Raw genomic sequence first — 19,274 nt, forward strand, 5'->3', positions numbered from 1 at the left:
CTTCGCGAGCAGGCTCGCTCCCACAAGGGATTTGTGAGTGCTACCGATCCAATGTGGGAGCGAGCCTGCTCGCGAAGAGACCGCTACGGACACCACCAAACCCACTACTCGACCCGCGACTCCCCGGTAAACACCAGCGTTTGCCGACACCGCCGACACAAATACCGCCGCCCCTGGCGCACCAGGCTGTGGCGTTGGGCCGAAAACGGGAAGTCGCTGTCGGCGCACGGGCATTTGTAGATGTAGCGGGTCACGCGACGGCGCTTGATGTCGTAGGTGTGGCAACGGTTGGGCGGCAGTTCGTAGACCCCGCGCATGATCAACTGCCACTCTTCACCGTGGGGCTGGATACGGTCGCCAAACAGTTGATGGGCGATCAGGTGCGCGACTTCGTGGGCCACGGTCTGCTTGAGGAAGTCTTCGGCGTTTTCCCGGTAGAGCTGCGGGTTGAAGCGCAGCAGGTTCTCATGCAGGTGCGCCACGCCGGCCTTCTGGCCACGCAGCTTGAGGCTGACGACGGGACGCTTGAAAGGTCGCTTGAAAAAGCATTCGGCTTGTTGGAAACAGTCTTCGACGCGGGTATTGAGTGACTCGGGCATGCTGTACGGATCTCCAGAGGCCCCGAGTATGCGACAAAGCTCGGGACTTGCGAATCGCCCAGGCGCCGAATGGTCAGCGTCAAGCAAAAGGCCGCCTTGCAGCGGCCTGTAGGAGGGGGCCTGGAACCGTCCCGGCTAGTTGGTATACACCGGGCCGACACCCAGTCCCCAGACAATCACGGTGAACGCCATGATCGCCACCAGTACCACCAGCCCGACGGCCAGTACCGAGCTTGAGAACAGGAAACCCTCGTCGGAGGGAATGTTCATGAAGGTCGGCAGCCCCACATACAGCAGGTACACCGTGTAGCAGATGGCGGCGGTGCCGACGATCATCCCCAGCCACATGTGCGGGTACAGCGCCGCCAGCCCGCCAATGAACAGCGGCGTGGCGGTGTAGGTGGCAAACGCCACGCACCGGGCCAGGCTCGGGCTGGCGTCGTAGGTCCGGGCCATCCAATGAACGAACGCGCCCATGACCGCGACGCCACCGAGCATGGCCAGGTACGACATGATGGTCATCCACAGTGCGCTTTCCTGGGTCAGCATGACCGGCGCGCGGCTGCCAATGACCCAGCCCACCCGGGTCGTGCCGATGAACGCGGAAACGGCCGGGATGGCCGCCAGGATCAGGGTGTGGGTGAGGTACATGTGGCTGATGCTTTCTTCCTGGTCGCCACGGATCTCTTTCCATTCTTGATCGGGGTGGGTGAAAAGCCCCACGACGTGATGGATCATAGTCAGTCACTCCTTCGTGATTGCGATCGCCCCCCAACGGAGCGCCTACAGGCCAGTGGCCAAGTTCACTACAGGTCTTTGAGTGTCCGCGACCTTATGTCGCAGTATAGAAAGGACTCAAAGGCACGGGAGGCGGGCCTTTAGAGCAAATTGCGCTGTAAACCCCGGGCTTAATCGCGGCTGGATCTTGAGGTCGGGGCTTCGACACACGCGCGGATCTTCTGGCGCTTCGCCCCTCCGGTGTTTTTGCGTAAAATGCCGGCCTTTCGTCACACCTCGCGGATTTCAAGCGCCATGGGCACTCTTACGGTCAACCAGAACAAACTGCAGAAACGCCTACGTCGGCTGGCCGGTGAGGCCGTCGCCGATTTCAACATGATCGAAGACGGCGACAAGGTCATGGTCTGCCTGTCCGGCGGCAAGGACAGCTACACCCTGCTCGATGTGTTGCTGCACCTGCAGAAGGTCGCGCCGATCACGTTCCAGATCGTCGCGGTGAACATGGACCAGAAGCAGCCGGGCTTTCCCGAGCATGTATTGCCGGCCTACCTCAAGGAACTGGGGGTCGAGTACCGCATCGTTGAAAAGGACACCTACTCGGTGGTCAAGGAGCTGATTCCAGAGGGCAAGACCACCTGCTCGCTGTGCTCGCGCCTGCGCCGTGGCACGCTCTACACCTTTGCCGACGAAATCGGTGCGACCAAGATGGCCCTCGGGCATCACCGCGATGACATCGTCGAGACGTTCTTCCTCAACATGTTCTTCAACGGCTCGCTCAAGGCCATGCCGCCCAAACTGCGGGCCGATGATGGGCGCAACGTGGTCATCCGCCCGCTGGCCTACTGCAACGAGAAGGACATCCAGGCCTATTCGGACTTCAAGCAGTTCCCGATCATTCCGTGCAACCTCTGCGGCTCCCAGGAAAACCTGCAGCGCCAGGTGGTCAAGGACATGCTCCAGGATTGGGAGCGCAAGACCCCGGGGCGCACCGAGAGCATTTTCCGCAGCTTGCAGAACGTGATCCCCTCGCAACTGGCCGACCGCAACCTGTTTGACTTCACCAGCCTCAAGATTGACGAGAGCGCTGCGTCGCGCTTCGTCAACGTGGTCAACCTTTAACCACAATAGCGGTGGGAGCGAACACGCTCGCTCCCACCGGGTTTTCGTTTCATTTCAGATAACGGGAGAAGGCATGCACGACTACAAGTGGCTGCACGAGTACTGCCTGAACCGTTTTGGTTCGGCGGCGGAACTGGAAGCCCATCTGCCGGTGCCCAAGACCCCGGCGCAACTGCGCACGATCAGTGATGACCGCTACCTGTCGACCCTGGCCCTGCGGGTGTTTCGCGCCGGCCTCAAGCACAGCCTGGTGGATGCCAAGTGGCCGACGTTCGAAGAGGTGTTCTTCAGATTCGACCCGGAGAAAGTCGTGCTGATGGGCGCCGAGCACCTTGAGCGGCTGATGCAGGACGCGCGGATCATCCGTCACCTGGGCAAGCTCAAGAGCGTGCCGCGCAACGCGCAGTTCGTGCTGGATGTGGCAAGAGAGAAGGGCAGCTTCGGTGAGCTGATTGCCCAGTGGCCGGTGACCGACATCGTGAGCCTGTGGAAGTACCTGGCCAAGCACGGTCATCAACTGGGCGGGCTGTCGGCGCCGCGGTTCTTGCGGATGGTGGGCAAGGACACGTTCGTGCCCAGCTACGACGTGGTGGCGGCGTTGAACGCCCAGAAGATCGTCGACAAGGTGCCCACCAGCCTGCGGGACCTGGCCACCGTGCAGGACGCCTTCAACCAGTGGCATGAACAAAGCGGCGGCCGGCCGATGAGCCAGATCTCGATGATGCTGGCGTACACCGTCAACCATTGAGGCCGGGGGCGCGGTCTTCGCCGGCAAGCCGGCGAAGCGGTCTATCAGGCGACCGCAGGCTCGCCTTCACCCGCCAACTTGCGGTTGAGCTGGAACCGCCAGCGCACATACAGCAGCGCCGAGCAGAACACGGCCAGGCTGGCCCCCATTTCCAGCAGGCCGAACACCTGGCGGTTGGGATCAAACGCGGCAATCGCGCCCTTGATGAAGTACAGGTTCACCACAAAGCACATCCACGAATGCCCGCGCGCACTGCCGCTGATCATCCCGGGCGCCAGTAGCAACAGAGGTACCAACTCGATCAGCAGGATCACCCATGGCCGGGCGCCATGCAGGTCGGCAATCAGCAGGTAATAGACGCAGAGCAGCCCGACCAGGGCGAAAAAGCACAGCAGGCTGAGTGCCCGGCTGATGCGGACACGTGGTTCCAGCCACTCGATGGACGGCAACACTTTGGGCTTCTTAGCCACGGTTGTTCTCCAGCGCTTGGGCGGTCTTGGCCAGGCGCAGGCCCAGGGCCCGGCACAGTGCGACTTCATGTTCATTCAAGGCTTGTTTGCCATCGGCCCCGGCGTGGTGGCTGGCGCCGTAGGGCGTGCCGCCGCCACGGGTTTCCAGCAGCGCCGACTCGCTGTAGGGCAGGCCGGTGATCAGCATGCCGTGGTGCAACAAGGGCAGCATCATCGACAACAGGGTGGTTTCCTGGCCGCCGTGCAGGCTGGCGGTCGAGGTGAACACCCCGGCCGGCTTGCCCACCAGGGCGCCGGTCAACCACAGGTTGCTGGTGCCGTCGAGGAAGTACTTGAGCGGGGCGGCCATGTTGCCGAAGCGGGTCGGGCTGCCCAGGGCCAGGCCGGCGCAGTTCTTCAGGTCGTCGAGGCTGGCGTACAACGCGCCTTCGGCGGGAATGTCCGGCGCCACGGCTTCGCATTCGCTGGAGATCGCCGGCACTGTGCGCAGGCGCGCCTCCATGCCGGACTGCTCGATGCCCCGGGCAATCTGCCGGGCCATTTCGTTGGTCGAGCCATTGCGGCTGTAATACAAGACCAGGATGTACGGTGCGCTCACGGCAGGATCTCCAGCACGTTCTCGGGTGGACGGCCAATGATGGCCTTGTCAGCGACTTCGAGAATCGGCCGCTCCATCAGTTTGGGGTGCGCGGCGAGGGCGGCGATCAACTGCGCCTCACTGAGGCTGGCGTCGGCCAGGTCCAGGGTTTTGTATTCCTCTTCGCCGGTGCGCAATAGCTGCCGGGCGCTGATCCCCAGCTTGCCCAGCAGGCTTTGCAGCTGCGTGGCATCGAGCGGGGTTTCCAGGTAGCGGACCACGGTCGGTTCAAGACCGCGGGCTTGCAGCAGTTCCAGCGCACCGCGGGATTTCGAGCAGCGCGGGTTGTGATAAAGCGTCAGATCGGTCATGTGCGGGTCGCATCTTGCGTAAGGTGGCGGGTATTCTACCTGCGCAACGCGCCGTCCTGAACCTTGCGAGGCGATGGGTCGCAGCGAACCCCTATTTTTTGAGTAAGGACCGGTCCATGACACGGCGATTGACAGCGGCAGTGGCACTTTTCGCAACCTTGCTCCTGGGCGGTTGTGGTTACGACTACGGCACCGACCAACTGGGCCAGAAAGTGGCGTCCGAGCGGCTGGACGGCCAGTGGTTCGTGCTCAACTATTGGGCCGAGTGGTGTGCGCCGTGCCGTACCGAAATCCCTGAGCTCAACGCCCTGGCCGAGCAGCTCAAGGGACAGAAGATCGATGTGTTCGGGGTCAACTTCGACAACGTCCAGGGTGAAGAGCTCAAGGCCGCGAGCAACAAGCTGGGGATCGCCTTCACCGTCCTGGCACAGGACCCGGCCGAGCGCTTTGAGTTACCGCGCAGTGAGGCACTGCCGGTGACGTACATCATCGACAACCAGGGCAAGGTGCGTGAGCAGTTGATGGGCGAGCAGACCGCTGCCGAGGTGATCGCCAAGTTGGCGGCGTTGCAGGCGAAGAACTGACGACCGGCGAGTTGGGTGTCAGCCAGCCCTTGTGGGAGCGAGCTGGCTCGCGAGTTGGTTGTGTCAGGCAGCGTGATGTTGACTGACACACCGGTATCGCGAGCTGGCTCGCTCCCACAGGGCCTATGTCTGGCGACGGTTAACCCTCTTCCAGCCACCAGCGCAACGGCTTGCCTTCGGCCGGCCAGAAGCGCACTTGCTCGATCGGCGAGATGTCCCAGCGCTGCACGGTTTCCAGGGCGTTGAGGAAGCGTCGCTCTTGCTCCATCAGCGCCGGTGCGCACAGCTTGCGGGTGCTGCCAACTTTGCCGAAGCTCAGCTTGTCGCCGTCCAGGGTGTAGGGCGCGAACCAGTGGTTGCAGCCGCCCGTGCCGTAGGCGCGACCGTCTTCACCGAGGGTGATGGTCAGGTGGCTGCTGTCGATCAGCGGACGTTCGCCAATCCACTCCAGGATGTAGCTGCGGTCTTGCTGCAGCTTCATCGGTTCGGCGGCACATCCCAGCAAGCCCACGCCTGCCAGACCGGCCAGAACGAGCTGTTTCATCACGCGGGCTCCTGGCACTTCGGGCACAGGTGTTTCTCGCCGGCGGTGGTCCAGCCCAGTTCGGCGATGCGCGCCGTGGCGGCAGGCTTTTGGGCCTTGTTGCCCAGCTTGGCGTCTACTGCGAACTCGAACTTAAGCTCCTTGGCGCAGCTGTCGCAGTTCACCTGCCAGCTGTGGATCGCCAGCTCGCCGAACACCGGGCCGTTGGCCATCGCGACCCACTGGCCCATGGGCTGGAGCAGGTGGCGAACGTTCTCGACGGTCAGGCGCATGGACAAGTCCTTGCTGCCCTTGAGCGTGACCAGCAACACATCACCGGCGCGAATCGAGCCACCGTTGCCGGTGACTTGATAGCGGCCCGGCGTCAGTGCGCGGCATTCGGTGAGGGTGTGCTGCGGGTTCATCAGCGTGTAGCGGAAATCGTGTTCGACCATGGGTCCTCCAAATATGGCCGGTATGCTAGCACGCGCAACTACCGCCCATGGCCCACGGATGCGACCTTCGATCAGTCTGCGTCAGCCTTCTACCCGGTTTTGTGGGGTGCCGGCGGCCCAGGCGGCAATGTTCTGCAAGGTGGTGCCGGCAATCGCGGCCAGGGCTTCGCGGGTCAGGAAGGCTTGGTGGGCGGTGATGATGACGTTGGGGAAGGTCAGCAACCGCGCCAGCACATCGTCCTGCAGCGGCAGGTCGGAGCGGTCCTCAAAGAACAACTGCGCCTCTTCTTCGTAGACATCCAGCCCCAGGTAGCCCAATTGGCCGTCCTTGAGTGCCTCGATCAGCGCCGGGGTGTCCACCAGGCCGCCGCGTCCGGTGTTGATCAGCATCGCGCCCGGTTGCAGGTGGGCCAGCGACTGAGCGTTGATCAAGTGCTTGCTGTCTTCGGTCAACGGGCAGTGCAGGCTGATGATGTGCGCCTCGGCCAACAGCTGCGGCAGCGGCAGGTAGCGGGCGCCGAGTGCCAGGACTTCAGGGTTGGGGTACGGGTCGTAGGCCAGCAACTGGCAACCGAACCCGGCCATGATCTTGGCGAATGTGGCGCCGATCTGTCCGGTGCCGACCACCCCGACGGTCTTGCCGTAGAGGTCGAAGCCGGTGAGGCCGTGGAGCGTGAAATCACCTTCGCGGGTGCGATTGTAGGCGCGGTTCAGGCGTCGGTTGAGCGCCAGGATCAGCGCCACCGCGTGTTCGGCCACGGCGTGGGGCGAGTAGGCTGGGACGCGTACGATGTCCAGCCCCAGGCGTTTGGCCGCGGCCAGGTCGACGTGGTTGTAGCCGGCCGAGCGCAGGGCGATCAGCCGCGTGCCGCCGGCGGCCAGGTGTTCCAGCACCGGCGCGCTGAGGTCGTCATTGATAAACGGGCAAACCACCTCGAAGTGCTCGGCCAGGGCCGCGGTGTCCAGGCTCAGGCGTGCCGATTGAAAGTGCAGCTCGACGTCGCCGGGCAGGTTCGCGGCCAGGAAGCTGTCGCGGTCGTAGGCCTGGCTGCTGAAGAGAATCGTACGCATGCTGTCCATCCTTGTGCTTGAGTGCGTGGGTTCAGGCGCTGATCCGTGCCTGGGTGGCCAGGCGATTGATGGCCCGGTCCAGTTCCTCCAGTGCCACTTGGGCGCGGGGGTCTTGCTGTTTGAGCAGGGTTTCACTGCGCTGGCAGGCCGCGCGCAGTTGCGGTACGCCGCAGTAGCGCGTCGCCCCATGCAGGCGGTGGACGCGTTCGATCAGGGCGTTGCTGTCGTGGCTTTCCCGGGCGACACGAATGGCCTCGCGATCCGCTTCCAGGGACGCCAGCAGCATTGCCAGCATGTCGGCCGCCAGATCAGCCTTGCCGGCCGCCAGGCGCAGGCCTTCGTCCGGGTCGAGTACGAGCAGGTCGCTGGTGCTGCCATAGTGCTCGGTGCGCTCTGGCGCTTGGTTGCGCAGGGCCAGCCCGGTCCACTTCAAGACCACCTGCGCCAATTGGCGTTCGCTGATGGGTTTGGTCAGGTAGTCGTCCATGCCACTTTGCAGCAGGGCGCGCTTTTCGTTGGCCATGGCGTGCGCCGTGAGGGCGACGATGGGCAGCGGCGTGCAAGGCCGTTCGCTTTCCCACTGGCGAATCGCTTCGGTACTCTGGCGTCCATCCATGCCGGGCATCTGCACGTCCATCAGCACCAGGTCGAACGCCTCTTGCTGCACCGCCTTGATCGCGGCGTAGCCGCTTTCGACCGCCAGCACCTGGGCGCCCATGTCTTCGAGCAGGGTTTGGACCAGAAGCAGGTTGGCCGGGTTGTCATCCACGCACAGCACTTTAGGCGCACGGCTGGAAAGCGGCTCGCCGGGTTCGTGGCGCACCTGGCGCGGGTTGACCAGGTCCGACAGGGCCCGGCGCAACTTGCGGGTGCAGGCCGGCTTGGCCTGCAACTGGCTGTGGGGGTTGGGCACGGACAGGTGAAACAGGGTCTGCTCGGTGGTCGGGCACAGCACCAGGACTTTGCAGCCCAGGTGTTCCAGGTCCCAGATATGTTGATTGAGCCGTTCGGGTGGCATGTCCTTGGAGGTGATGCCCAATACCGCCAGGTCGATGGCGTGTTCGGTCTGGTGGGTCCCGGTGACGCCGTTGGCCAGGCTTTCCAGGGTGTTGAACGCAGTGACCTCCAGGCCGCAGTCTTCCAACTGGTGCTGCAAGGCCTGGCGCGCCAGCTCGTGGTTCTCCAGCACCGCAATGCGTCGGCCCAGCAGGGGCGGGGCCGGCAGGTCCTCAGCGTCGTCGCGGGTCTTGGGCAGGTTCAGGCTGATCCAGAACTCCGAGCCTTCGCCCGGTGTGCTGTCGACCCCGATTTCACCGCCCATCTGTTCGATCAGGCGCTTGGAGATCACCAGCCCCAAGCCCGTGCCCCCGGGTTGCCGCGACAAGGAGTTGTCGGCCTGGCTGAAAGCCTGGAACAGCGCCCGCACATCCTGATTCGACAGGCCGATCCCGGTGTCCTGGATGCTGATGCGCAGTTGCACGCTGTCTTCGTGCTCGTCTTCGAGCATGGCGCGGGCGACGATGGTGCCTTCGCGGGTGAACTTGATCGCGTTGCTCACCAGGTTGGTGAGAATCTGCTTGAGCCGCAGCGGATCCCCCACCAGCGACAGTGGGGTGTCGCGGTACACCAGGCTGACCAGCTCAAGCTGTTTGAGGTGGGCGGCCGGGGCGAGGATGGTCAGGGTGTCCTGGAGCAGGTCGCGCAGGTTGAATGGAATGCTGTCGAGCACCAGCTTGCCAGCCTCGATCTTCGAGAAGTCGAGGATCTCGTTGATGATCCCCAGCAGGCTGTCGGCGGATTTTTCGATGGTGCCCAGGTAGTCGAGCTGGCGCGGGGTCAGCTCACTTTTTTGCAGCAGGTGGGTGAAACCGAGGATGCCATTGAGCGGCGTGCGGATCTCGTGGCTCATGTTGGCCAGGAACTCGGACTTGATCCGGCTGGCCTCCAGGGCCTCCTTGCGCGCCAGGTCCAGCTCGATGTTCTGGATCTCGATGGTCTCCAGGTTCTGGCGCACGTCTTCGGTGGCCTGGTCGACACTGTGCTGCAATTCTTCCTGGGCATTTTGCAGGGTGCTGGCCATGCGGTTGATGCCCGAGGCCAGTTCATCCAACTCCTGGCTGCCGAGGGGCGGCAGGCGGGTTTCCAGGTGGCCGTCCTTGAGTTGGGCCACGGCCTGCTTGATCTGGTTGAGCGGTGTATTAATCGTGCGCCCCATGCGCAGGGCCAGCGCCGCAGCGCCGGCCAGGCCTGTGGCGATGAGCAGCAAGCTGGCGAACAGGCTGCGATAACCGCGCAGCAGCATGCCGTTGTGGGACAGCTCCAGCTCGACCCAGCCGAGCAGCAGGTCCGCTTCCCCCGGAATCACGTCACCGGCCAGGTTGCGATGCTTGCCAAACACCGGCAGCAGGTAGCGCGTGGCGTCATTGCCGGTACGTTGCAGCAACTGCGAGCCGTCGCCGACCGGGGGTTGATTGAGCATCAGGGGACCGGCATGGGCCAGTTGGCTGCGGTCCGGCGCCAGGAACGTCACGGCGCGCACGTCTGGCTGTTCCAGCGATTGCGTGGCAATGCGCTCCAGCAGTTCGTCATTGCGCTGGCCCATGGCCGGGGCGACCAGTGGCGCCAGTTGCTCGGCGATCATTTCGCCGCGCTGCAAGAGTTGGGTGTGCAGGTCCGATTGCTGCATCCAGGTGAAATAACCACCCAGCACCAGGGCCATCAGGCTGGTCGGCAGCAAGGTCAGCAACAAGACGCGACCTTTGATCCCCAGTTTCTTGAGCACGCCACTCTCCTGTTTTCAAGCCGTTCATCGATGAGCCACGCGTGCATCCGGCACGCAATCTTCGCGCAGTGTAGCGAGTTGCGGGCGGGCAATCTCGGCAAATTGTCCGGGGAGGGGTAAGGGACGCACTGCCTTTTTCAGGTGCAAGTGCGGGCGTGGGTTGCTCATGGCAAGGCAATCTTGAATAATCGGTGATTGAGAATTACTTGCAGAAGCTAATGACTCCCGTATCTATCACGGCCCCGCGCATACTGGTCATTGAAGACGATCTCGTTCTCGGTGCTTACGTGCACGAGCACCTGGGGCGTTGCGGCTTTCAGGTCACCTGGTGCCAGAACGGCAAGGACGGCCTGGCGATGGCGCGTGCGCAGGCCTTCGATGTGGTGTTGATGGATATCCTGCTGCCGGGGATGGATGGCTTGTCGGTCTTGACCGACCTGCGCACCCGTGACTCCACGCCGGTGCTGCTGATGTCGGCCCTGGGCGCGGAAGCGGATCGCATCAGCGGTTTTCGCCTGGGCGCCGACGACTATCTGCCCAAGCCCTTCAGCATGGCCGAGCTGCGGGTGCGCATCGAGGCCATCCTGCGGCGGGTGGCCCTGGACCGTCGCCACGTCGCGCCACCGGCCGAGCGCGAAGCCCACAGCCTGCGCTTCGACGATGAGCTGTGTGACGTGCACTTCGGCACGCAGTGGGCGGGCCTGACCCGCAGTGAATACCGGCTGCTGGAAACCCTGAGTCGCAATGGCGACGAAGTCCTGAGCAAGGCCTTCCTTTATCAGCATGTGCTGCAACGCGGTTACGCGCCCCATGACCGTAGCCTGGACATGCACATCAGCCAGATCCGCCGCAAACTCAAGGCCATCGGCTACAGCGAGCGGGAAGTGCGGACCGTCTGGGGCAAGGGTTATGTGTTGAGCGCCCTAGATGAAATGGTCTGATCTGCCCGGCAAGCATTCGCTGTTCTGGAAGCTGGCCCTTCTGCTCGTCGCCTTCTGTCTATTGATGATCTGGTTGAGCTGGTCCTGGGGCCGGTACATGGAGAAGCAAAACCAGTACCTGTCGGATGACGCCCGGACCACCCTGACCCGCTATGCCGGTGAAGCCGAGCAGGCCTGGCGCCAGGCCGGTGTCGCGGGCCTGGATAGTTGGTTGCAGGGCATGCGCCAGCGCGAAGCCGGTTGGGTTGGGGTGATTGGGAGCGATCTACAGTCCTTGAGCAGCCAGCAACTGACGGACCAGGAAGTTCAGCACCTGACCTACTTGCGCGGCCTGGAGTGGCCCATCCACAGCAACAGCCTGCCGTGGCTGCGCGTGCCGTTCCCCGACACCTCGTCCGTTGGCAGCCTGGTGATCGAACTGCCTCGGCGTTTTATGCCAGGGCACTATCAACTGTTCTGGCGCGTTATCACCAATGGCCTGATTCCCGGGCTGTTCACCTTGCTGCTGTGCGTCGGACTGTATCGACTGCTGGTCGTGCCGCTCAATAGCCTGCGTGAGCAGGCGAACGCCTGGCGCGCCGATCAGTTGGGCGTGCGCCTGTCGAGCCAGACCACCAACCGAATGGATGAGCTGGGTGAACTGGGGCGGGCCTTCGATCAAATGTCCGAGCGCCTGCAAAGTACCGTGGCCCTGCAGCAGCAGTTGCTGCGCGACTTGTCCCACGAACTGCGCACGCCCTTGAGCCGCCTGCGGGTGGCCAGTGACAGTGAGGAGGATCTGGCGCGACTGCGCGAGCGTATCGGTCGTGAAGTCGACGGCATGCAGCGCCTGGTCGACGACACCCTGCAACTGGCCTGGCTGGAGACCGAGCGCACGCCGTTGCCGGATGAAGCCATCCAGGTCCAGGCGCTGTGGGAGATGCTCACCGAGAACGCCTGCTACGAAAGCGGCTGGCCCGCCGAGCAACTGAGTTGCACGGTGGACGCCGCATGCTGGGTCAGCGGCAACCTGAACACCCTGGCCCAGGCCCTGGAAAACATCCTGCGCAACGCTATCCGTCATTCGCCGGCAGACGGCAGGGTGCGCCTCGATGCCCGGCGCGATGGCGAGTATTGGCATCTGTGGCTGGAGGACCAGGGCGGCGGGGTGGCGCAGGAGGATCTGCAGCGAATCTTCGACCCGTTCATCCGACTCGACGGCTCACGCCCGGGGAACGGCGGGTTTGGCCTGGGCTTGAGCATCGCGCGCAATGCGGTGCAGCGTCAGGGCGGAAGGCTTTGGGCCGAGAACGCCGGGCAGGGCTTGCGGTTGAATATGCGGTTGTTGGCTTATAAATGATGAGTAACGTTTGATCGCGTAGGAAGAGCCTTACATTGAGATGATTTGTAATGTATTGCCAAGTTTGATCAGCGCATCGGTACTCAAGGTTTTGCATTGAAGGGCGATATTTAACGTATTCATCAAGACTGCGGAGGACGGCGAGTGAATATTAAAATGCCTGCTTTGCCCATGACCGCGGATGCGTACGTTATCAAGAATCCCTACGAAACTAAGAATGCGTTCACAAAGACAGATATTGATTCAGCGGCAGCGCCATTGAGGTTGGTCGATGCGGTGTCGGCTGATGAGTTCAAGAGGTTGTTGCGAGGCTATGACTTTACATTCATTAGTACCAATGAGTTGAAGGCGATTGCTTCGCTGCTTCAAGAAAGAGAGTTGGCCGATGTCTATGTAATGGATTTCTTGATGCTGGGTAATATGGCGTTTGATAAATATGGTCGTCAGGCGCAAATGGATGTGAAGTTTAATGCGGTGGCCATGTTTAGCCAGATGCTTGATGAGCGGATGGTTTGTAGGAAGAAGTGGGTTGAAAATACCTCGTTAGAATCATTTGATCAAATTACCCAAGGGTTGGTGAAGGTTAACCATCTCATGGGTGCTCTGTCCTATTTTGTTGGCTCGGATCAAAGCAATCTGTCCATTAGCTACAGTGTCTAGGTCTGACGATGTTCGCAGTTTTGGGTTGCGAACACCGAAAGGTGTACCGTTATAGACTGTAGCGTGCAGCTCCGGAGTAACCGATGAGTGCGTTTAGGCTATTAACAAGGCGAACTCGGTATGTTCCAAATTGATCCACTATGGAAACGCTTCTGTGACTGCCTCCACTGATGGGTTGCCAAGTTGAGCCCTCTAGTTTGTCAATGAATAATTGCGGTGGGAAGCCGGATCCAGAGGGCGCGATGGTGGCGGTGATGCGTGCGTTTTGGCAACCGCTTGTACTGGATATTGTAAAGGGGCCATGCGCAATGATTTCCGAGTTGGCACTTATGTTGCCGCTATAGTTGTTTTTGATGTTCGTGCATGCCGCATAAGACTCGTTGGTCATACAGAACAAGCAGGCGAAAGTAAGGGTAAGTAATCTCTTCATGATTTCTCTCGAATGAATAATGTTTGATTTTAAAGTTTGTATGGGTGGCCGGGGAGTGGCGAGCCTTGAAGGCGAGGCCTGTTTTGTTTGGCTATCCATTTGTAAAGACTATCTGCCTGCGTAGTTGTGAACCAGTTCATGCCAGGGGTTACGGTTTGCGGGAAACTTCCGGTAAAGAACTTGATTGTTCTTACGGACAAAAGATATTTCCAGGTATGACTTTTCTGAGGCCTCGACTTTTCGGCGGGTTGGGCCATTCCACGCAGAGGGCGTTCATCACGGGCAAATCCGCTCTTATTCCTATAAGCCATAAGCCCCGCACTTTGCGTGATATGGCCTGCGCACGTTTGCCGGTATGATGGGCGCCCCCGCAGTCTGGATTGCGAATACGCCATGACCTTGCAGTACCCAACCATCGCCGATTGCGTCGGCAACACCCCGCTGGTCCGTCTACAGCGCCTGCCCGGCGCGACCAGCAATACCTTGTTGCTCAAGCTCGAGGGCAATAACCCGGCGGGTTCGGTCAAGGACCGTCCGGCACTGTCGATGATCACCCGCGCCGAGTTGCGTGGGCAGATCCAGGCCGGCGACACCCTGATCGAGGCCACCTCGGGTAACACCGGCATTGCCCTGGCCATGGCTGCGGCGATCAAGGGTTACAAGATGATCCTGATCATGCCCGACAACTCCAGCGCCGAGCGCAAGGCGGCGATGACGGCGTACGGTGCCGAGTTGATCCTGGTCAGCCAGGAAGAGGGCATGGAAGGCGCTCGCGACCTGGCCCAGCGCATGGAAGCCGAAGGCCGCGGCAAGGTGCTCGACCAGTTCGCCAATGGTGACAACCCCGAGGCGCACTACACCAGCACCGGCCCGGAGATCTGGCGCCAGACCCAGGGCGGCATCACCCATTTCGTCAGCTCCATGGGCACCACCGGCACCATCATGGGCGTTTCGCGCTACCTCAAGGAGCAGAACCCCGGCGTGCAGATCATCGGCCTGCAACCGATGGAAGGCTCGGCCATCCCCGGTATCCGCCGCTGGCCCCAGGAGTATCTGCCGAAGATCTATCAAGCCGATCGGGTTGACCGCATCGTCGACATGGCCCAGCGCGAAGCCGAAGACGTGACCCGTCGCCTGGCCCGTGAAGAAGGCATCTTCTGCGGCGTGTCCTCGGGCGGTGCCGTGGCGGCGATGTTGCGCCTGTCCAGGGAAGTTGAAAACGCGGTGATCGTCGCCATTATTTGCGACCGAGGCGACCGTTACCTGTCGACCGGCATTTTCGACGTGTCCAACTGATGGCCAAGCAACCGAGAGGCCTGCGTTTCCAGCCCACGGGGGGCAGCAAGGCTCCCCAAGTCCCGACCGGCAAAAAGCAACGCCTGACCATTGAGCGTTTGGCGAACGACGGTCGCGGTATCGCGTTTTTCGAAGGGCGTACCTGGTTCGTGATTGGCGCATTGGCCGGTGAGGAGATCGAGGCCCGCGTCCTCGGTGCCCACGGTAAAGTCGTCGAGGCGCGTACCGAGCGGGTGTTCGTCGCCAATGAACTCAGGCGACCTGCGCCGTGTGCCCATGCCGGGCGCTGTGGGGGTTGTAGCGTGCAGCATCTGCCCCACGACGAGCAGCTTGCCCTGAAACAGCGCATGCTCGCCGAGCAACTGTCACGAGTGGCGGGCGTCGAACCGCAGGCCTGGGCAGCGCCGCTCAGTGGTCCGGAGTTCGCCTATCGCCGGCGCGCCAGGATCGCGGTGCGGTGGGACCTCAAGACCAAGACGCTGGAGGTCGGCTTTCGCGCCGCGGGTAGCCAGGACATCGTAGGGATCAAGGATTGCCCGGTACTGGTACAACCCTTGCAGCCGATCATGAGCCGCTTGCCGGAGATGCTCAAACGCTTGAGCAAACCCCAGGCGCTGGGGCATGTGGAGTTGTTTGCCGGTTCGTCCCTGGCGGTGTTGCTGCGGCACATGGCGCCGCTGTCGGACGCCGACCTGACGATCCTCAAGGCGTTTTGTGCGCTCCATGAGGCCCAGCTGTGGTTGCACGGTGAAGGTGACCCGCAACCGGTGGATTGCAGCCAGGCACTGGGCTATCGCCTTGAGCAATGGGGCCTGGAACTGGCGTATCGCCCGGGTGACTTTGTGCAGGTCAATGCCGGGGTCAACGAGGCGATGGTGGCCCAGGCCCTGGAGTGGCTCAAGCCCGCGGCCGATGAGCGCGTCCTGGATCTGTTCTGTGGCCTGGGCAACTTTGCCTTGCCGTTGGCCCAACAGGTTCGCGAAGTGGTGGCGGTAGAAGGCGTGCAGGCCATGGTCGAGCGCGCCAGCGCCAATGCGGCTAGCAACAATCTGTATAACGCGAGATTTTTTCAGGCCGATTTGACCCAGCCGCTGATGGATGCCGAATGGGCCCGCGAGGGCTTTTCTGCGGTACTCTTGGACCCACCGCGCGACGGTGCCTACGAGGTGGTGCGCACCCTGGCATCCCTGGGTGCCAAGCGCGTGGTCTACGTGTCGTGCAACCCGGCAACACTGGCGCGCGACACGGTCGAATTGATCAAGCAGGGCTACCGGTTAAAACGTGCCGGGATCCTCGATATGTTTCCTCAGACGGCACATGTCGAGGCCATGGCGTTATTTGAAGCGAGCTAGGATGCTCGTCTGGTCCGGCTGGCGCGTTCAGGCATCAGCCTTGCCAGCCCAGCAGCGTGCCTGGACAGCGAAGGTCAGCGATTTGACGCATTGAAGCTGCGTCGTAGGGAAGGTAAGCAAGATGGTACAGGTGAGAGCACACCAGCCGATCAACACCGACGGCAGTATCAATCTCGAGGCTTGGCTCGATCATGCGGTCAGTGTCGATACGGCACTGGATCGCGAAGCCTTGAAGGAAGCCTGCGAGTTCGCTCGCCAGGCGGAACAGCAAGACAATGCGGCGAAGAATCTCTGGTCTGAAGGGACGTCGAGTTTCAGTACGGGCCTTGAGATCGCGGAGATCCTCGCCGACCTCAAGCTCGATCAGGACTCCCTGGTCGCGGCGATCCTCTACCGTGGCGTGCGCGAAGGCCAGATCCAACTGCCGGCGGTCAGCCAGCGGTTCGGCCCGGTGGTCGCCAAGCTGATCGACGGTGTGCTGCGCATGGCCGCCATCAGCGCCAGCCTCAGCCCGCGCCAGTCGATGGTACTGGGCACCCAGGGCCAGGTTGAAAACCTGCGCAAGATGCTGGTGGCCATGGTCGACGACGTACGCGTTGCGTTGATCAAGCTGGCCGAGCGCACCTGCGCGATTCGTGCGGTGAAAACCGCCGATGACGAAAAGCGCAACCGGGTTGCCCGGGAAGTCTTCGACATCTATGCGCCGCTGGCACACCGGCTCGGCATCGGCCACATCAAGTGGGAGTTGGAGGACTTGTCCTTCCGCTACCTGGAGCCTGACCAGTACAAGCAGATTGCCAAGTTGCTGCATGAGCGACGCCTTGATCGCGAGCGCTTCATCAGCGATGTGATGGGCCAGTTGCAGACTGAGCTGCAGGCCACCGGTGTCGACGCCGACATTAGCGGCCGGGCCAAGCACATCTATTCGATCTGGCGCAAAATGCAGCGCAAAGGCCTGGCGTTCAGCCAGATCTACGACGTGCGTGCCTTGCGCGTGCTCGTCCCGGAAATGCGCGATTGCTATACCGCGCTGGGCATTGTCCACACGTTGTGGCGGCACATTCCCAAGGAGTTCGACGACTACATCGCCAACCCCAAGGAGAACGGCTACCGCTCGTTGCACACGGCAGTGATCGGCCCTGAAGGCAAGGTGTTGGAAGTGCAGATCCGCACCCACGCCATGCACGAAGAGGCCGAGCTGGGGGTGTGTGCGCACTGGAAGTACAAGGGGACCGACGTCAAGTCGGGGTCCAATCACTACGAAGAAAAAATCTCCTGGCTGCGTCAGGTGCTCGAATGGCACGAGGAGCTGGGGGATATCGGTGGGCTGGCTGATCAACTGCGGGTCGATATCGAGCCGGACCGGGTGTACATCTTCACCCCGGACGGGCACGCCATCGACTTGCCCAAAGGCTCGACGCCGCTGGACTTCGCCTACCGCGTGCACACCGAAATCGGTCACAACTGCCGTGGCGCGAAGATCAATGGGCGCATCGTGCCGCTCAACTACAGCCTGCAAACCGGTGAACAGGTCGAGATCATCACCAGCAAGCACGGCACGCCAAGCCGTGACTGGTTGAACCCGAACCTGGGTTACATCACCACATCGCGGGCGCGGGCGAAAATCGTCCATTGGTTCAAGCTGCAGGCCCGTGACCAGAACGTCGCGGCCGGTAAAACGCTGCTCGAGCGAGAACTCAATCGCCTTGGCCTGCCACAGGTGGATTTCGACAAGCTGGCCGAAAAGGCCAACATGAAAACCGCCGAGGACATGTACGCCGCCTTGGGTGCCGGGGACTTGCGCCTGGCGCAACTGGTCAACCTGGCACAGCAACTGGTCGAGCCGGAGCGCGGTCACGAGCAACTGGAACTGATTCCGCGCAAGGCCACCGGCTACAAGCCTGGCAAGCGTGGTGACATCCAGATCCAGGGCGTTGGCAACCTGATGACCCAGATGGCCGGTTGCTGCCAGCCGTTGCCGGGCGACGCTATTGTCGGCTACATCACTCAGGGGCGTGGCGTGAGCATCCACCGCCAGGATTGTGCCTCGGTGCTGCAACTGGGCGGGCGCGAACCGGAGCGGATCATCCAGGTCAGTTGGGGCCCGGTGCCGGTACTCACCTACCCGGTGGATATCGTCATTCGTGCCTACGACCGGTCCGGCCTGCTGCGGGATGTGTCGCAGGTGTTGCTGAACGAGCGGATCAACGTACTGGCGGTCAATACCCGCTCGAACAAAGAGGACAACACCGCGTTGATGTCCCTGACCATCGAGATTCCGGGGTTGGACGCCTTGGGGCGGCTGCTGGGGCGTATTTCCCAGTTGCCGAACATCATTGAAACCCGGCGCAACCGTACCCCATGAAACCGACCTATAGCCTTGATGACTTGCTGCATTTGATGAATCGCCTGCGGGACCGGCAGTACGGCTGCCCGTGGGACATCAAGCAAACCTATGCGAGCCTGGTTGCGCATACCCTCGAAGAAGCCTACGAAGTCGCCGATGCCATCGAGCGTGGCGACCTCGATCATCTGCAGGGTGAGTTGGGCGACCTGCTGTTCCAGGTGGTGTATTACAGCCAGTTGGCGCGCGAAGAGGGGCGTTTCGAGTTTGCGGGTGTGGTCGACAGCATCACCCGCAAACTGATTCGTCGTCATCCCCATGTATTCCCCACCGGTGATCTGTACGCACCGCTGGATATCCCACGCCTGAGTGAAGAGCAGGTCAAGCAGCGCTGGGAAGAGATCAAGGCCCAGGAGCGCGCCGAGAAGTCCCAGGTGCCCGAGCAGTTGTCGCTGCTGGACGACGTGCCGACTGCGCTGCCAGCACTCGCGCGTGCGGCCAAGTTGCAAAAGCGTGCGGGGCAAGTTGGTTTTGATTGGCCGGATGCCCTGCCGGTAGTGGACAAGGTGCGTGAAGAGCTGGATGAAGTGCTGGAGGCCATGTCGGAAAACGACCCAGCGGCGGTAGCCGATGAGATTGGCGACCTGTTGTTTTCGGTGGTCAACCTGGCGCGACATCTGCAGGTCGATCCAGAAACCGCGTTGCGCGGTGCCAGCACTAAGTTTGAGCGACGTTTCCGATTTATCGAGCAGGCATTGCGCGACACCCATCGTCCCATGGAAGATTGCACCCTCGAAGAGTTGGACGCCTTGTGGGGCGAAGCCAAACGTCAGGAAAAGAATTTGCCCAGCTGCGGTTGAGCAGTTGCCTAAGTG

The 19,274-nt window shown here is 61.9% G+C and carries 19 protein-coding genes; 10 read left to right on the forward strand and 9 right to left on the reverse strand.

Annotated features, from left to right (window positions below):
• Positions 1-104: 104 nt before the first annotated feature.
• Together BMW74_RS20095 and BMW74_RS20100 are read right to left on the reverse strand one after the other, a co-directional pair.
• Complete coding sequence (locus BMW74_RS20095) at positions 105-599, reverse strand: SprT family zinc-dependent metalloprotease (protein ID WP_093425638.1); 495 nt, start codon at positions 597-599, stop codon at positions 105-107.
• Between the two features lie 135 nt (positions 600-734).
• Complete coding sequence (locus BMW74_RS20100) at positions 735-1,337, reverse strand: Yip1 family protein (protein ID WP_093425641.1); 603 nt, start codon at positions 1,335-1,337, stop codon at positions 735-737.
• Positions 1,338-1,631: 294 nt separating this feature from the next.
• On the opposite strand from BMW74_RS20100, the gene ttcA reads away from it, so the two are divergent.
• Positions 1,632-2,456 carry a tRNA 2-thiocytidine(32) synthetase TtcA gene (gene ttcA, locus BMW74_RS20105; protein WP_093425644.1) on the forward strand — a complete coding sequence of 275 codons (825 nt, stop codon included), beginning with the start codon at positions 1,632-1,634 and terminating at the stop codon, positions 2,454-2,456.
• 73 nt (positions 2,457-2,529) lie between these two features.
• Positions 2,530-3,204, forward strand: coding sequence for a DNA-3-methyladenine glycosylase I (locus tag BMW74_RS20110; RefSeq protein ID WP_093425647.1), 675 nt, complete (start codon positions 2,530-2,532; stop codon positions 3,202-3,204).
• Between the two features lie 44 nt (positions 3,205-3,248).
• On the opposite strand, the gene BMW74_RS20115 is transcribed toward BMW74_RS20110, so the two are convergent.
• From BMW74_RS20115 to arsC, 3 genes are read right to left on the reverse strand one after another with little or no spacing between them, the layout of a single operon-like run.
• Positions 3,249-3,674: a DUF2069 domain-containing protein gene (locus BMW74_RS20115; RefSeq protein WP_093425650.1), complete on the reverse strand. Its 426-nt coding sequence runs from the start codon at positions 3,672-3,674 to the stop codon at positions 3,249-3,251.
• Positions 3,667-4,272: an NAD(P)H:quinone oxidoreductase gene (gene wrbA / locus BMW74_RS20120; RefSeq protein ID WP_093425653.1), complete on the reverse strand. Its 606-nt coding sequence runs from the start codon at positions 4,270-4,272 to the stop codon at positions 3,667-3,669. The genes BMW74_RS20115 and wrbA overlap by 8 nt, the downstream gene beginning before the upstream one ends.
• Complete coding sequence (gene arsC, locus BMW74_RS20125) at positions 4,269-4,622, reverse strand: arsenate reductase (glutaredoxin) (RefSeq protein WP_093425656.1); 354 nt, start codon at positions 4,620-4,622, stop codon at positions 4,269-4,271. Before arsC ends, wrbA begins: the two co-directional genes overlap by 4 nt.
• A 116-nt stretch (positions 4,623-4,738) precedes the next feature.
• Here arsC and BMW74_RS20130 point away from each other — a divergent pair, with 116 nt between their 5' ends.
• Entirely contained in the window at positions 4,739-5,206 is a 468-nt protein-coding gene (locus BMW74_RS20130; RefSeq protein WP_093425659.1) for a TlpA family protein disulfide reductase, read from the forward strand.
• A 139-nt stretch (positions 5,207-5,345) separates the two neighbouring features.
• Here BMW74_RS20130 and BMW74_RS20135 read toward each other — a convergent pair whose 3' ends face one another.
• From BMW74_RS20135 to BMW74_RS20150, 4 genes are all read right to left on the reverse strand, one after another.
• A complete protein-coding gene (locus BMW74_RS20135) occupies positions 5,346-5,750 on the reverse strand; it encodes an META domain-containing protein (RefSeq protein WP_093425662.1) in 405 nt (134 codons plus the stop codon).
• A complete protein-coding gene (locus BMW74_RS20140) occupies positions 5,750-6,184 on the reverse strand; it encodes a hypothetical protein (protein WP_093425664.1) in 435 nt (144 codons plus the stop codon). The genes BMW74_RS20135 and BMW74_RS20140 overlap by 1 nt, the downstream gene beginning before the upstream one ends.
• A gap of 81 nt (positions 6,185-6,265) precedes the next feature.
• Positions 6,266-7,255, reverse strand: a complete 990-nt coding sequence (locus BMW74_RS20145; protein WP_093425668.1) for a 2-hydroxyacid dehydrogenase — start codon at positions 7,253-7,255, stop codon at positions 6,266-6,268.
• A 31-nt stretch (positions 7,256-7,286) separates the two neighbouring features.
• A complete protein-coding gene (locus BMW74_RS20150) occupies positions 7,287-10,037 on the reverse strand; it encodes a response regulator (RefSeq protein ID WP_093425671.1) in 2,751 nt (916 codons plus the stop codon).
• A 218-nt stretch (positions 10,038-10,255) separates the two neighbouring features.
• Here BMW74_RS20150 and BMW74_RS20155 point away from each other — a divergent pair, with 218 nt between their 5' ends.
• The 7 genes from BMW74_RS20155 to mazG all read left to right on the forward strand — a co-directional run bounded on the left by BMW74_RS20155 (position 10,256) and on the right by mazG (position 19,259).
• Positions 10,256-10,978, forward strand: a complete 723-nt coding sequence (locus BMW74_RS20155) for a response regulator transcription factor (protein WP_093425674.1) — start codon at positions 10,256-10,258, stop codon at positions 10,976-10,978.
• Positions 10,965-12,317 carry a sensor histidine kinase gene (locus BMW74_RS20160; protein ID WP_093425677.1) on the forward strand — a complete coding sequence of 451 codons (1,353 nt, stop codon included), beginning with the start codon at positions 10,965-10,967 and terminating at the stop codon, positions 12,315-12,317. The genes BMW74_RS20155 and BMW74_RS20160 overlap by 14 nt, the downstream gene beginning before the upstream one ends.
• 144 nt (positions 12,318-12,461) lie before the next feature.
• Positions 12,462-12,977: a hypothetical protein gene (locus tag BMW74_RS20165; RefSeq protein WP_139208435.1), complete on the forward strand. Its 516-nt coding sequence runs from the start codon at positions 12,462-12,464 to the stop codon at positions 12,975-12,977.
• A gap of 823 nt (positions 12,978-13,800) precedes the next feature.
• Positions 13,801-14,703, forward strand: coding sequence for a cysteine synthase CysM (gene cysM, locus BMW74_RS20170; protein ID WP_093425683.1), 903 nt, complete (start codon positions 13,801-13,803; stop codon positions 14,701-14,703).
• Positions 14,703-16,055 carry a 23S rRNA (uracil(1939)-C(5))-methyltransferase RlmD gene (gene rlmD, locus BMW74_RS20175; RefSeq protein WP_093425686.1) on the forward strand — a complete coding sequence of 451 codons (1,353 nt, stop codon included), beginning with the start codon at positions 14,703-14,705 and terminating at the stop codon, positions 16,053-16,055. Before cysM ends, rlmD begins: the two co-directional genes overlap by 1 nt.
• A 121-nt stretch (positions 16,056-16,176) precedes the next feature.
• Positions 16,177-18,420 carry a GTP diphosphokinase gene (relA, locus tag BMW74_RS20180; protein ID WP_093425689.1) on the forward strand — a complete coding sequence of 748 codons (2,244 nt, stop codon included), beginning with the start codon at positions 16,177-16,179 and terminating at the stop codon, positions 18,418-18,420.
• Complete coding sequence (gene mazG / locus BMW74_RS20185) at positions 18,417-19,259, forward strand: nucleoside triphosphate pyrophosphohydrolase (RefSeq protein ID WP_093425692.1); 843 nt, start codon at positions 18,417-18,419, stop codon at positions 19,257-19,259. Before relA ends, mazG begins: the two co-directional genes overlap by 4 nt.
• Positions 19,260-19,274 lie beyond the last annotated feature (15 nt).

This window comes from Pseudomonas sp. ok272 (genome assembly GCF_900109995.1).
Lineage (GTDB): Bacteria > Pseudomonadota > Gammaproteobacteria > Pseudomonadales > Pseudomonadaceae > Aquipseudomonas.